Origin of the sequence: Vibrio sp. Isolate34, assembly GCF_022397915.1 — a bacterium.
In the GTDB taxonomy this organism is placed as follows: domain Bacteria; phylum Pseudomonadota; class Gammaproteobacteria; order Enterobacterales; family Vibrionaceae; genus Vibrio.
This window is the reverse complement of the sequence record NZ_JAKEUO010000016.1, coordinates 43,796-58,722: the sequence shown is the minus strand read 5'-3', so window position 1 is coordinate 58,722 and position 14,927 is coordinate 43,796. Positions and strand designations below refer to the sequence as shown.

11 protein-coding genes are annotated in these 14,927 nt (G+C 47.2%); 9 read left to right on the top strand and 2 right to left on the bottom strand.

Going from position 1 to position 14,927, the window contains the following annotated elements:
- The first annotated feature begins 160 nt into the window (after window positions 1-160).
- The 5 genes from pyrB (at window position 161) to L1D22_RS16725 (ending at window position 5,267) form a co-directional block, all read left to right on the top strand.
- The gene (gene pyrB / locus L1D22_RS16745; protein ID WP_239830604.1) at window positions 161-1,090 is read left to right on the top strand and encodes an aspartate carbamoyltransferase; all 930 of its coding nucleotides are present in this window, start codon (window positions 161-163) and stop codon (window positions 1,088-1,090) included.
- 15 nt (window positions 1,091-1,105) lie between these two features.
- Window positions 1,106-1,570, top strand: coding sequence for an aspartate carbamoyltransferase regulatory subunit (gene pyrI, locus L1D22_RS16740; protein ID WP_017630899.1), 465 nt, complete (start codon window positions 1,106-1,108; stop codon window positions 1,568-1,570).
- 326 nt (window positions 1,571-1,896) lie between these two features.
- Entirely contained in the window at window positions 1,897-2,385 is a 489-nt protein-coding gene (locus L1D22_RS16735) for an arginine repressor (RefSeq protein WP_017630898.1), read from the top strand.
- A 175-nt stretch (window positions 2,386-2,560) separates the two neighbouring features.
- Window positions 2,561-4,426, top strand: a complete 1,866-nt coding sequence (locus tag L1D22_RS16730) for a protein-disulfide reductase DsbD (protein WP_239830603.1) — start codon at window positions 2,561-2,563, stop codon at window positions 4,424-4,426.
- Between the two features lie 211 nt (window positions 4,427-4,637).
- The gene (locus tag L1D22_RS16725; protein WP_019821543.1) at window positions 4,638-5,267 is read left to right on the top strand and encodes a response regulator transcription factor; all 630 of its coding nucleotides are present in this window, start codon (window positions 4,638-4,640) and stop codon (window positions 5,265-5,267) included.
- Here L1D22_RS16725 and L1D22_RS16720 read toward each other — a convergent pair.
- Window positions 5,264-7,015 (bottom strand): potassium/proton antiporter, encoded by a 1,752-nt coding sequence (locus L1D22_RS16720; RefSeq protein WP_239830602.1) that lies wholly within the window; start codon window positions 7,013-7,015, stop codon window positions 5,264-5,266. The two genes, L1D22_RS16725 and L1D22_RS16720, sit on opposite strands and share 4 nt — an antisense overlap.
- A gap of 413 nt (window positions 7,016-7,428) precedes the next feature.
- On the opposite strand from L1D22_RS16720, the gene L1D22_RS16715 reads away from it, so the two are divergent.
- The 4 genes from L1D22_RS16715 (at window position 7,429) to L1D22_RS16700 (ending at window position 11,396) form a co-directional block, all read left to right on the top strand.
- Window positions 7,429-7,695: a DUF4212 domain-containing protein gene (locus tag L1D22_RS16715; RefSeq protein WP_010435433.1), complete on the top strand. Its 267-nt coding sequence runs from the start codon at window positions 7,429-7,431 to the stop codon at window positions 7,693-7,695.
- 10 nt (window positions 7,696-7,705) lie between these two features.
- Complete coding sequence (locus L1D22_RS16710) at window positions 7,706-9,409, top strand: sodium:solute symporter family protein (RefSeq protein WP_239830601.1); 1,704 nt, start codon at window positions 7,706-7,708, stop codon at window positions 9,407-9,409.
- A 202-nt stretch (window positions 9,410-9,611) separates the two neighbouring features.
- Entirely contained in the window at window positions 9,612-9,998 is a 387-nt protein-coding gene (locus tag L1D22_RS16705) for a hypothetical protein (RefSeq protein ID WP_017630893.1), read from the top strand.
- Window positions 9,999-10,010: 12 nt separating this feature from the next.
- Complete coding sequence (locus L1D22_RS16700; RefSeq protein WP_239830600.1) at window positions 10,011-11,396, top strand: class II fumarate hydratase; 1,386 nt, start codon at window positions 10,011-10,013, stop codon at window positions 11,394-11,396.
- Window positions 11,397-11,491: 95 nt separating this feature from the next.
- Here L1D22_RS16700 and L1D22_RS16695 read toward each other — a convergent pair whose 3' ends face one another.
- Complete coding sequence (locus L1D22_RS16695; protein WP_239830599.1) at window positions 11,492-14,923, bottom strand: PAS domain-containing hybrid sensor histidine kinase/response regulator; 3,432 nt, start codon at window positions 14,921-14,923, stop codon at window positions 11,492-11,494.
- Window positions 14,924-14,927 lie beyond the last annotated feature (4 nt).

Sequence of the window (14,927 nt, the reverse complement as noted above, 5' to 3'; positions counted from 1 at the left end):
ATGAACTGCAATTCTGTCGCACATGATTGTCAAACTACACGCCAAAGAGTGGCGGTGGTGTCATTTTTATTTTGCTCTATTGATCGTTTCGAAGCCTCCTATTTTTAGGGGGCTTTTTTTTGTCCGCAATTTGACTGTATGCATAGAAGGAAGACCCGTTATGGCGCATTCGTTATTTAACAAGCACATCATCTCCATACCTGAGCTCACTCGTAATGAACTGGAGCTTATCGTCGACACAGCAGCAAGACTCAAGGCTGAGCCAAACCCAGAGTTGCTGAAAAATAAAGTCGTTGCGAGCTGCTTCTTTGAGCCTTCAACTCGAACTCGCCTTTCATTTGAGACCGCCGTTCAGCGCCTTGGTGGCACGGTCATTGGCTTTGATAATGGCGGTAACACCTCACTGGCGAAGAAAGGCGAAACACTTGCCGATTCAGTGCAGGTTATTTCATCCTATGTTGATGCCTTTGTGATGCGTCACCCACAAGAAGGGGCAGCGCGTTTAGCGTCTGAGTTTTCTAACGGTGTTCCGGTGGTGAATGGCGGCGACGGTGCTAACCAACACCCGACTCAAACCTTGCTGGATCTGTTCTCGATTTACGAAACGCAGGGCACGCTTGATAACCTCAATGTGGCGTTCGTCGGCGACTTAAAATATGGCCGTACTGTCCACTCACTGACGCAAGCACTATCAAAATTCAATAACGTGCGTTTCTTCTTTATCGCGCCAGAAGTATTAGAGATGCCAGATTACATCTGTGAAGAATTAGAAGAGATGGGTATCCAATACAGCACACACAGCAACATTGAAGAAGTGGTGCCGGAACTGGATGTTCTGTACATGACTCGCGTACAGAAAGAGCGCTTTGATGCGTCGGAATACGCACACATGAAATCGGCTTACATCCTCACCGCCGATACATTGAAAGACGCTCGTCAGAATATGAAGGTCCTTCATCCGCTGCCACGCGTCGATGAAATCACCACCGACGTTGATAAAACGCCACACGCTTACTACTTCGAACAAGCTGAAAACGGTGTATACGCTCGCGAAGCCCTATTAGCTCTAGTTCTTAACGACACTTTATAAGCAGGAGAAACAGTCATGGTTAAACAAACTCAGCTACAAGTAGAAGCGATCCGTAACGGCAGCGTGATTGACCACATCCCTGCTCACCTTGGTATCAAAATCCTTAAACTGTTTAAGCTGCATAAGACAGAACAACGCATCACTATGGGGTTAAACCTGCCATCATCGGCACTAGGCCATAAAGACCTAATCAAGATTGAGAACATCTTCCTGACCAAGGAACAAGCCAACCAATTGGCTCTTTATGCTCCGCAGGCAACGGTCAATCAGATTGAAGAGTATAAAGTGGTTAACAAGCTAACCCTTGTGCTGCCAGAGCAAATCCACAGTGTATTCTCTTGCCCAAATAGCAACTGCATTTCACACGGTGAACCTGTCGAAAGTCACTTTAAAGTGCAGCTAAAACAAGAAAAAGTGCAGCTAAAATGTCACTATTGTGAAAAAGTATTCTCTCGCGAGATCATGAATGAAATTCGCTAACCCTTAGCTGTATTACCTTCGCAACAAAAGCCACTTAAATAGCATGGATATTTATTCCCAAGCCGGAATAAATATCCATTAACCAAAGAATAAAACCCCAAAATAAAAGCAATAAACCAGAATATTATTTGGTGATCACCTTCAAAAAGATAACTATCCTTTAGTGATAGACTCAATGCATAGATGATCATACATCTCGCATACCCTCCCTTCTTTACTTCGGGATTCATCGGTAAGCCCTATTAATAATCGTACTCTACGGCTTTGGGAGTGCGTTCGGCGCTATGGACAAGCGATATCCACACGTTGACCTTAAGGAGTTGTTCATGAACGAAATCACTGAGCACGGTTGCTTGTATTCAGCTGAAGATAAAACACTGACTGCAGCGTGCAAACGCTTACTACAACAACAAAGCTTCTCGACCCAAAATCAACTGCGCGAGAAACTGGTTGAGATCGGTTATACCGGTATTAGCCAATCGACCGTATCTCGTATTTTGTCACAACTTGGCGTGGTAAAAATCCAGAACGCCTGTGGAAAAAAGGTGTACTGCATCACCGTTGAAAGCGCACCAGTTCGTGTCGATGCATCCATCTCATCGCAAATTGAGTTGATTACTCATAACCAAGCGATGGTGATAGTAAAAACCCACCCAGGTTGTGCACAGTTGGTCGCACGATTGGTTGATATCGATCCACATACCGAGATTATCGGCACCGTTGGCGGCAACGATACCGTGTTAATTATCCCGAAAGACACGACTAACATTGATGCTTGCGAACAAGTGGTCAAAGCACGCTTGGGCGTTGCCTAAATGACTTATTGGCAAGGTCTGTTCATTGCAGTTGCGCTGCAAACTCTCTCTCGACTGCCTACGAAGGTGGCTCACCCGCCCTAGCGGATATTTGCTGGTCGATGAAACTAATCACAAACTATTACGGTCTGATTGAGTTAAGATACCTTCAACTCCATTTTGATGACTAAATAGTATGCGACGACTTGCCACATTACTTTTTGTTTGTATTTCCCTATTCACCCAGCCTGCGTGGGCGCTTTTTGGAAATGACAACGCCGAGCCAAGCTTCGGAGGCAATAACAACGGTTTTGTCCCTGTAGACCAAGCTTTCCCTTTCAATTACTACCAGCAAGATGGCAAAGTGCTTCTCGACTGGCAGGTAAAAGAAGGCTACTACCTCTACCAACATAGTCTCTCTTTCACTGGGCAAAATCTCGCGATCGGTAACGTTGAATTAGAAGATGGTAAACCACACCAAGATGAATTCTTTGGTGAGGTGAGCATTTATACCCAGCCGTTATTCGTGCAAGTTCCGCTACAGAGTTACCAAGATGGTTCACAGCTGATTGTTAAATATCAAGGCTGTGCGGACGCAGGTTTCTGCTATCCACCCGAGACTAGAATCATCGATATTGAACCATTTACGGCTTCAGGTTCAGGTTCAGGTTCAAGCGACTCTCAAGCCAATGCAGCGTCGCAAGAGTCATCGGCTGCAAACAGTGGGGCCGATGTTTCAACACAGCAAGCATCTCCAAAAGCAGACGTTGCAACTAACACAACTCCACAATCAAGTGCACCCGTTTCAAAAGAAGCGAGCCTAGCCGATAAGCTCGGTGACAGTTGGTGGACACCACTATTATTCCTCGCACTGGGTGTTGGCTTAGCCTTTACACCGTGCGTTTTGCCGATGTACCCGATTCTAACGGGTATCGTATTAGGTGGTGGCAAGCTCAGCCAAGGTCGTGCGCTGATGTTGTCCTTCATCTACGTGCAAGGTATGGCACTAACCTACACCCTGTTGGGTTTAGTGGTTGCCTCTGCGGGTATGCAGTTCCAAGCGGCGATGCAACATCCTTACGTGTTAATTGCATTGAGCGTTCTATTCGTGGCGTTAGCCATGTCGATGTTTGGCGTTTATAACCTGCAACTGCCAAGCAGCATCCAAACATGGCTCAACAACCAAAGTAACAAGCAGCAAGGTGGCAATACCTTGGGCGTATTCGCGATGGGTTCTATCTCGGGCTTGGTGTGTTCACCTTGTACCACAGCACCACTATCCGGTGCACTGTTGTATGTCGCTCAAAGTGGTGACCTGTTTACCGGCGCAATTGCTCTGTACGCATTGGCGATGGGTATGGGTATCCCACTGATTTTGGTTGCGGTATTTGGTAATAAGCTACTGCCGAAAGCAGGCAGCTGGATGGACAAGGTAAAAATCGTATTCGGCTTTATCTTGCTAGCAGCACCTATCTTCCTGCTAGAGCGTATTATCCCTGAACTATGGGCAACGGTACTTTGGTCAGGTCTTGGCTTCATCGCCTTTGGTTGGCTGTACCACAGCAAGAATGCACTGCCATTCGGCGGTTGGAAACAGAGCGCGGTAGGCATCATCGCAATGCTTGGCTTGTTCGCTTCGGCACAGCCTGCATTGAACTATTGGTTTGCGGAGAAGAACGTAACGGTAGAACAGCAACACATCCAATTTGCACGCATCAACACGGTTGAAGAGCTCGAAATACAACTCATCGAAGCGAAAAAACTGGGTAAACCTGTGATGCTCGATTTCTACGCCGATTGGTGTGTGGCGTGTAAAGAGTTCGAGAAGTACACCTTCCATCAAGCTGATGTTGAGAACAAGCTTTCTGACTTCGTACTACTGCAAGCTGACGTAACAAGAAACATGCCTCAAGACATTGAACTGCTTAAACAATTGCAGGTACTCGGCTTGCCAACGATTGAGTTCTGGGATGGCGAGGGTAACCATGTTCCAAATGCTCGTGTGACTGGTTTTATGCCTGCCGATGTATTCTTAAAACACATGCAAGGCCACCAGCTATAACGACAACATTCGTCTAAATACAAGCACTCACAAAAGCCGCACTGCTCCTCATAACGAGATGGCAGTGCGGCTTTTTTGTGATTATAGGAAACGCTTTCCAAGAACAGGGATAAAAGTCGATATGGTTCAGACTTTTAATGCATAGATATTGTCCACATACTCAATCAGGATGATAATAAATATTAACTAAATTGTTAAAAGTATGAACGTCATGGACTCGACCTATACCATCATCATTGCTGATGACCACCCTCTCTTCCGCAACGCCCTGTTTCAGTCAGTTCATATGGCGATCAGCGGTGCGAACCTGCTTGAGGCTGATTCTCTCGACGCCTTACTGACTCTGCTTAAGAAAGAAGACGAGCCCGATCTGCTACTTCTCGACCTGAAAATGCCGGGAGCAAATGGTATGTCTGGTCTCATTCAACTTCGTGCTGAATACCCAGATCTGCCGATTGTGGTGATTTCTGCCAGTGAAGATGCCAGCGTAGTGACTCAAGTGAAGAGCCATGGTGCGTTTGGCTTCATTCCTAAGTCGAGTGATATGCGTGAATTGGTGAGCGCACTCAATCAAGTGCTGAATGGCGACCCGTTCTTCCCAGAAGGGCTGATTACCAACAATGCTGCCTGTAGCGACCTTGCGGAAAAGATTTCCACACTGACGCCTCAGCAGTACAAGGTATTAGGGATGCTTTCTGACGGCCTGCTGAACAAGCAAATCGCCTATGAATTGAATGTTTCGGAAGCGACCATCAAGGCACATATGACAGCCATCTTCCGCAAACTGGATGTGAAAAACCGAACTCAAGCAGTTATCTTGCTACAAGAAGTCCATAACTAGGCTTCACTCATATCCTCTTCTAAAGTCGTCTTAGGCAAACATAAACCCAGCTTGACGACTTTATGATCATCTATCTCTGCGACTACCCAATTGATGTCATGCCATTCGAAGCTGTCTCCCAATACTGGGTGTGCGCCAAGCTCGCGTTCAGCCAACTGTTTTAGCGTCATGTCGCGCTCTTCTTCCGAGCCAAGTTCAATGCCATAGCAATCACTCACCGCGGCAATCGATAGCCCAACCTCAAGGAAGAAGTCACCAAAGAATCGAGCTGCGTCTTCGGCCAAAGGGGCCTCACTGAATAGCTCACTTAGGCTATCTAGATCTTTATCTTGGCCAAGCACACAGAGAATATCGTTCGCCTCTAGCACGGTACTGCCCGATGGGTGAAGCAAGGCATCCTTTCTAAACAGTGCAGTAATTCGCGTTCCTTCCGGCATAGACAAGCGCTTCAGTGGTTCGCCCACACACCACTTCTCTTCTTTCAGCTTGTAGACAAACATTTCCCACTCACTGGCAGGGTAGATTTCAATGCCTGTACGCGAAATCGGTGTCGGTGTTGGAGGTAGTGTCACTTGAGCCAATCTCGCGACTTTCATTAAGCTGCCGCCTTGAACAATCAGCGACACCATAACCACGAAGAAGGCGATATTGAAGTAAAGCTGAGCGTTAGGCAGGCCAGCCATCATCGGGAACACAGCCAGAATGATCGGCACTGCGCCACGTAAACCGACCCAAGAAACAAACCAGCGTTCCTTGGTAGTAAAGCTTCTGAACGGCAGCAAACCCAACCAAACCGACAGTGGACGAGCAAACAAGATCATACCGAAAGCCAGTGCTAACGCAGGAAGAGCAATGTCCATCAAGGTCGATGGTGTCACCAATAGACCCAACACCAAGAACATAACGATTTGGCTTAGCCAGGTCATGCCATCAAGGACATTAAGAATCGAGTGTCGAGAGCGCGTCGGACGATTACCAATGAACAAGCCCACTAGGTAAATCGATAGGATGCCACTACCGCCAAGCATGTTAGAGAAGGCAAACAGAGCCACACCGCCACTGAGCACCAGAATCGAATACAGGCCATCAGCCAGTTGAACTCGGTTGATTAGACTCCATAGAACCCAACCACCACCAAGCCCGATAAGCGTACCGACACCAAACTGCATCGCGAAGCTTTTCAGTAGGAAGTTCATTCCCATCTCAGCATCTGGGGTGCCAAGTAGTGCGATTAAAGTCACCGTCAGGAAGACTGCCATTGGGTCATTGGTACCCGATTCGATCTCTAAGGTTGAGCCAACACGCTCGTTAAGGCTCTGCCCTTTCAACAAAGAGAATACTGCTGCCGCATCGGTTGAACCAACAATCGCACCAACCAAAATACCCTGCATCAGTGACAGGTCAAACAGCCACGCGGCCATTAAACCGGTTAGAGTCGCAGTACAGGCTACGCCTATTGTCGCTAATGAGAGCGACGGCCAGAACGCGACCTTGAAGCTTGCGACCTTGGTGCGCATACCGCCATCCAGCAAGATCACGGCAAGCGCGAGGTTACTCACCAAATAAGTCAGTGAGTAATCATCAAAATTAATACCACCCGGACCATCTTCACCCGCCAACATACCAACGAACAAAAAGATCAAAAGAATCGGAACGCCCAATCGCGAGGACACTTGTGAGAAAAGCACACTGATGGCGATGAGCACCGCACCAGTTAAAAATAAGTGGTTGATAGTTATTGCGTCCAATTCGTTCCCCCAAAGAATAAAACTCAAGATATAAGCATGTTGATCTTCTGCCGCTAAGCATGGCACGGCCGATGAAAGTGCTTTAGTTACTATAACAAACTTATGTTTCCCTTCGTGTCATACGCAGGACTAAATACCGTTTCTCAGTCATTTAGTTGTTAAATTTTATGACTCGCACTCTAATTCATCCCTCTTTGTTAGACCTTTGGCTAACTTAACAACCCTGTAACATCACATTTTTCTATGGTTCTGTCTCCTAACTCCCATATTTCAGTACATTAGCGCCAATAGTATCCCGACTAAAGTTGCACAGATCCCTTGACTCATCCTTGCTACATTCTAAATCGTAACATTACGTTAACACGCTATTTTACAAAAACGGTTTCTACGAAAACGGAATAAAGGAGAAGGCAATGGCGTTCGAATCTACGGAACATGCTCAAGCCTACTGGAAGGAAAACTTGGGAATTATGGGAACACTGCTCGCGGTCTGGTTTGCAGTGTCTTACGGCGCTGGCATCTTATTTGTGGATGCCCTCAATACCGTTCAGTTTGGCGGGTTCAAGCTAGGATTTTGGTTCGCTCAGCAAGGTTCGATATACACCTTCGTGGCGCTGATATTTATTTACGTTGTTCGCATGAATGCGCTCGACAAAAAATACAACGTACAGGAAGACTAGAGGCTAGAACATGGATATTCAAACTTGGACGTTTATTCTCGTCGGTATCACTTTCGCACTGTATATCGGCATCGCAATCTGGGCTCGCGCAGGGTCTACGAGTGAATTCTACGTTGCGGGCGGTGGTGTACACCCAGTCGCAAACGGTATGGCGACAGCCGCTGACTGGATGTCGGCAGCGTCATTCATCTCAATGGCAGGTATCATCTCATTCGTTGGTTACGACGGTGCGGTTTACCTAATGGGCTGGACAGGTGGTTATGTACTACTTGCGCTATGTTTAGCACCTTACCTACGTAAGTTCGGTCAGTTTACGGTTCCTGATTTTATCGGCGAACGTTACTACTCGAAAACAGCACGTATGGTAGCGGTATTCTGTGCAATCTTCGTATCATTCACATACGTTGCAGGTCAGATGCGTGGTGTAGGTGTTGTATTCTCTCGTTTCCTAGAAGTCGACATTAACCTAGGTATCATCATTGGTATGGGTATTGTGTTCTTCTACGCAGTACTTGGTGGCATGAAAGGCATCACTTATACGCAGGTAGCTCAATTCTGTGTCCTCATTTTCGCCTTCCTTGTTCCAGCAATCTTTACATCAATCATGATGACAGGTAACCCACTTCCACAAGTTGGTATGGGCTCTACGCTATCAGGCACGGATGTATACCTACTTGATAAACTGGATGGACTCACCGAAGAACTCGGATTTACCGCCTATACCGAAGGTAACAAGAGCATGGTAGATGTATTCTTCATCTGTGCGGCTCTAATGGTCGGTACTGCGGGTCTTCCACACGTAATCATTCGTTTCTTCACGGTACCAAAAGTACGTGATGCTCGTATCTCAGCGGGTTGGGCTCTACTGTTCATCTCATTGCTATACACAACAGCACCAGGCGTTGCAGCATTCGCTCGTGTAAACATGATCGAAACAATCAACGGCCCTGACATGCAAGGTGTCGCAGCAGCAGACGCACCAAGCTGGTACAAAAACTGGGAAAGCACTGGCCTAGTAGGTTGGGAAGATAAGAACGGCGATGGAAAAATGTTCTACTCGGGCGATGAACGCAACGAGATGAAGATCAACCGTGACATCATCGTACTGGCTTCTCCAGAGCTAGCGAAACTACCAAACTGGGTTGTAGCACTACTAGCAGCAGGTGGCCTAGCAGCCGCACTATCAACTGCCGCGGGTCTATTACTGGTTATCTCAACGTCGATTTCACATGACTTGTTGAAGAAAGGCTTCAGACCAAACATGACCGACAAGCAAGAGCTCTTAGCCGCTCGTTTGGCTGCCATGGTCGCGATTGTCGGTGCAGGTTACTTAGGTATTAACCCACCAGGCTTCGTAGCACAGGTAGTAGCGTTTGCCTTCGGCTTAGCGGCAGCATCCTTCTTCCCAGCGATTATCCTAGGTATCTTCTACAAGAAGATGAACAAGGAAGGCGCAATTGCAGGTATGTTGTCAGGTATTGCCTTCACAGCAAGCTACATCATCTACTTCAAGTTCATTAACCCAGCAGCAAGCACACCTGAAAACTGGTGGTTTGGTATCAGCCCAGAAGGCATCGGTACGCTAGGTATGTGTCTAAACTTCGTAGTATCGATTGCTGTAAACAAAGTAACAGCTGAAGTACCACAAGATGTACAAGACATGGTTGAGAACATCCGTTACCCGAAAGGTGCAGGTGAAGCTCACGACCACTAAGCACGACCACTAAACACAGATGTTTAGCAAAAAATGAATCAGTACTTACATTGTAGGGATTAAGTACTGAATCTCAGAAAGCCGATACGTTATGTATCGGCTTTTTCTTTTCCCGTTTCATTTTATAAAAAGACAAACAAAGGGTTGTTTTTAAAATTTCATTTGATAATAATTATCATTAACATCAAATAAAGAGATGCAAATGATGATGAAAGAACAGCAGGGTCTCTATTCGAGGTTTTACAAAGCACAAGATCGCTTTGCTTCATTAGAGCAAGTTCAAGGCCATGAGCCATTTGTGATTCGAGACTACATCGAGTGCGCACTGACGCTTTCCGCTTACTATGAAAAGCACGCCGCCCAAGAAAATATCTTGTTGTGTGAGCTGTACCTGCGCCAAGTTTTCTTCCATTTGATTGAAGCGATTGAGTCTCCAGAGCGCAGTTTCGCCTTTCGACATATCTGCCTAGACTCTATTCACTCACCACTATTTTATTTGAAACGCCACTACTGCCAGCAACCTCAAGGCCAAGCGCGTTTTTTGAATCTCAGCCAAACACTACAACAAGTCCAAGCCCCACTTGGCTAACAAGGATAGAAGATGACCCTACAATATCGAATTGAGAAAGACAGCATGGGGGAAGTAAAAGTCCCTGCCGATGCGCTATACCAAGCACAAACTCAACGTGCTGCAGATAACTTTGCCTTTAGTTCACACAAGATGCCAGCCAGCTTCATTCAAGCATTGGCATTCATTAAGCAGGCCGCCGCAGACACCAACGCTCAGTTGGGCTTATTGGAAGGTGATATTGCCAACGCGATCGCCGAAGCGAGCCAAGAGATCATCGATGGTAAATACCTCGAACAATTCCCGATCGATGTTTACCAAACTGGTTCTGGTACTAGTTCCAACATGAATGCCAACGAAGTGATTGCAACACTCGCTTCAAGAAGTTTGCAAGGGGACGTGAATCCGAATGATCACGTCAATATGGGCCAAAGCAGCAACGATGTGGTACCAACCGCAATTCAAGTCAGTGTCGCTCTGATGGCTGAAAACAAACTGCTGCCTGCATTAACTCACCTTTCAGAAGCACTTACCGTTAAACAGCAAGAACTAACCGAGGTAGTAAAAACAGGCCGTACTCACCTAATGGATGCGATGCCAATTACCTTTGCTCAAGAGCTTGGTGGTTGGAAATTCCAGATTGAACACGCTAAGCAAGCCATTGAAAGCACCCTACCTGCTATCAAAGCACTTGCTCAAGGTGGAACGGCGGTGGGCACAGGCATCAATGCCGACCCACGCTTTGCCGATAAGTTTGCAAGTAACCTGTCTCAATCGACAAAGATCAGTTTTAACTCAAGTGAAAACTTCTTTTTCAACCTCAGCAGCCAAGACGCGATCGTTGCATTCTCGGGTCAGCTCAAAACTGCAGCAGTTGCGATCATGAAGATCTCAAACGATCTTCGCTGGATGAACTCAGGCCCATTAGCAGGCTTGGGTGAAATAGAATTGCAGGCGCTACAGCCAGGCTCATCTATCATGCCCGGCAAAGTAAATCCTGTGATTCCAGAAGCCGCCGCAATGGCAGCAGCACAAGTGATTGGTAACGACACCACCATTACTGTGGCAGGCCAATCAGGCAACTTCCAACTGAATGTGATGCTGCCAGTGATTGCTCATAACGTATTAGAAAGTATAGAGCTTTTAGCTAACAGCTCTGTCGCCTTAGCAGATAAAGCCGTTGCAACCTTCACGGTGCGCCAAGACAACCTTGATTTGGCTTTATCTAAAAACCCTATTCTAGTGACTGCACTCAACCCTGTTATTGGTTACTTGAAAGCTGCTGATATTGCCAAGAAGGCCTACAAAGAGGGCTTGCCTATTCTTGATGTTGCAGAAAGAGAAACCGATCTCAGCCGAGAAGAACTCAGCAAGCTGCTAGATCCAACCACACTGACGCAGGGTGGTATTGCAGGTTAGTTAGCAAGCTGACAAACATTTGCTGAAGCTTGCTAAAATAGCAGAGACAAAAAAGGCCTCATACGAGGCCTTTTTCACACTTGCCGTTAGTTTCATTAACTCACACGGTTCAGTACTGCTCTGAGCTTTAACGGTTTCACTGGCTTGGCAATGAAGCTAAAGCTATTGGCCTTTATCGCTGCCAACATGTCATCGGTTCTATCAGCACTAATAATGACACCCTCAAAGGAATCTCCAAGGCGCAAGCGACACTGTTGCAACACTTCTAGACCAGTTCGACCATTGTCGAGACGATAATCAGAGAAGATCACATCCGGCTGCCAATCATCGTCGAGACACTTCAAGCTTTCGACCAGATCAACCGCGGTCTTAACCTCACAACCCCAACGTCCAATCAGGTTCTCCATTCCGACCAAAATCTCGCGCTCATTATCGACACACAGTATCTTCAAGTGCTCGATATCACTGGTCGCCATTGGCGCTGAAGCTTGCACAACCGGAGCGACCTGCTCCGCTCTCGCTAAGGTGATAGAGAAAACACTGCCTTGCCCCGGCCATGAACGCATCGATATTTGATGACCAAGCACATGAGCAATACCTTTAGATATGGCGAGCCCTAGCCCCAAGCCTTGGTCTGCACGCACTTGGCTACCACGAGTAAACTCTTCGAAGATCTCTTGCTGCTTGTCTTCATCAATACCAGTTCCGTTATCCCACACATCAATTCGTACCTGACCATTGACTCGTCTCGCCCCGAGTACCACTTTCCCTTCTGGGTTGTAACGAAAGGCGTTAGTCAAAAAGTTCTGAATCACACGCCTCAACAACTTAGGGTCAGAGTGAATAAACAATGATGATTGAATCATCTTGAACTCAATTTTTTGTTGTCTCGCTAAAGCACTAAATTCCGCATTTAAGTTGGTTAGCACATCGTGCACAGCAATCGCGTGAATGTTGGTTTCTAGCTTGCCAGACTCCAGTCGAGAGATATCCAACAAGTCACCAATCAGGTCTTCTGCTGCTCCAAGTGCACTCTCGATATGAGACGAAAGCTGCTTCACCTCTTGCTCCTTTGCTACTTCAGAAAGTGATGAAGCAAACAAACGCGCGGCATTGAGTGGCTGCATCAAGTCGTGACTCACCGCGGCTAAAAAACGACTCTTAGATTGCGATTCTTGGTCAGAGATTTGTGTCGCCTTGACCAAGCGATGGTTCAGCTTTTCGAGCTCTTGAGTTCGTTCGTGAACTCTCGATTCCAAGGTTTCATTGGCATCTTTTAGTGCTTGCTCTGCTTGTCTGAATACCGTGATATCAGTGAAGCTCATTACGAAACCGCCACTTGGCATCGGGTTACCTTGTACCTCAATCACTCGACCATCAGGACGAATACGAGAAGAGGTGTGTCGCGTGCCTTGTTCAAGGTGATAAACGCGGCGGCGAACGTGATCTTCTGGGTCACCCGGACCACACAAACCTTGCTCTGCATTATGGCGAATCACATCTGAAATGGGTCGCCCAACCTGAATCAAACCCGCGGGGAATTCAAACAACTCTAAGTAACGTTGATTCCACGCCACCAGCCTCATCTGTTTGTCTATTACTGCAATACCTTGGCCTATGTGTTCAATCGCACCTTGCAGTAAGCCACGGCTGAAATCATACAGTTCAGAGGCTTCATCAACGATGGTCGCGACCTCTTCAAGCTGCATGTTTCTGCCTTGTAAAGCAGAAGTAAGTACTAACTTAGCGGAAGAGGCACCAAACACACCCGCGAGTACGCGCTCTGCATGTCGAATCAAACTTGCGGGCGCTTGTTGATTAGGAAGCAGCGGCTGTCCGTGTTGTTGCCAATAGCTGTGTAAGGCGCTTTTCGCTCGCTTTCGACCAACAAAGCGCGACGCCAACATCTCTAATTCAGCGACCGTCACACGGTTCTGATAAAGGCTGATATTTTCATTCTCAGGCAGCGGCGTACCAACAAATGCTGCCGATTGTAAGCGCTCACTTAGGCTTGGTCTTGTCGACATCGAAACCACGACATAGCACAAGGTATTAAGCACAATACTCAGCACAATGCCCCAATTCGAACTGCTGATATTCCAGCTACTGAGCAACTCTGGCGGCGTGATAATCCACAGCAAAAGGTTACTTTCGCTATCGCCTGCCAACATGCTGGTTTGACTCATTAGAGTAATCAGCCAGATCACCGAACCGACCATTAAGCCGACATACACACCCTTTCTGTTACCCGGACGCCAGTACAAACCGCCAATCAGCGCCGGAGCGAATTGAGCAATCGCCGCAAACGAAAGAAAGCCAATTGCAGACAAGGAATGAATGGTGTCGAGCGCCTGATAGAACAACCAAGCGCCAAGAAGCAGCAACAAGATCAACCCGCGACGAATAACGAGCAACAGCCCCGAAAAATGACGATGTGTTCTTTGAGTTAAGCGCATACGACGCAGAAGCAAAGGCATCACTAAATCGTTCGAAACCATGATTGCTAACGCGATGGTCGAGACAATCACCATGCCACTCGCAGCAGAAGTACCGCCAAGGAAAGCGAGCAAAGCGATATGATTAGCACCCTCTGCCATTGGCACACTGATAACGTAAGTATCGGCTGGCATGTCGGTCAATAATCCCTGACCTGCCCACGCAATTGGTAATACGAACAACCCCATTAAAATCAGATAAAGCGGAAATAACCAACGTGCTGTGTGCAGATCTTGAGGGCGTTCGTTTTCAACCACCATGGTATGGAATTGGCGTGGCAGACAGACAATCGCCAACATGGTTAAAACGGTATGAATAATTAAGGTCGGAATATTCGGCGATTCATAAGTGCTCGCAGCCACATCTAACAGGTCGATCTTGTCGCTGCTCATAGCCAGATACATAATAAACAGACCAACAATCAGGAATGCCGCCAGCTTAACGATGGACTCAAATGCCACCGCCATCATCATGCCACGGTGATGTTCCGTGTTGTCGATGTGCCTGGTACCAAACAACATCGTAAAGATGGCCAGTGCGCCAACCACAAACCAAGAGACGTGATAATCCTGATAACCAAAGTCTTGAGCCAGACTCGGAGCAACAATATCCAACCCCATGGTGATACCACGCAATTGCAACGCGATATAAGGAAGAATACCGACCACAGCAATCACGGTGACAGCCACCGCCAAGCCTTGGGATTTTCCGTAGCGAGCCGCGATAAAGTCGGCAATAGAGGTAATGTGTTCACGCTTCGCTATCAAGATCAGCCGCGCTAAGATCCGCCAGCCGAGAGTGAAGACCAAAATCGGTGCGAGATAGATGGGTAAAAAAGACCAAGGATTATTGCTCGCCTGACCCACCGTTCCATAGAAGGTCCAAGAGGTACAATACACCGCAATAGAAAGGCTATAGATCCACGGGCGCCAACGCGATAGCCAACGAACCTGCCTGTCTCCATACCAAGCGATCAGAAATAACACGCCCAAGTAGGCTAAAGAGACTGGAATTACTACCCATCCTTGCATTGAA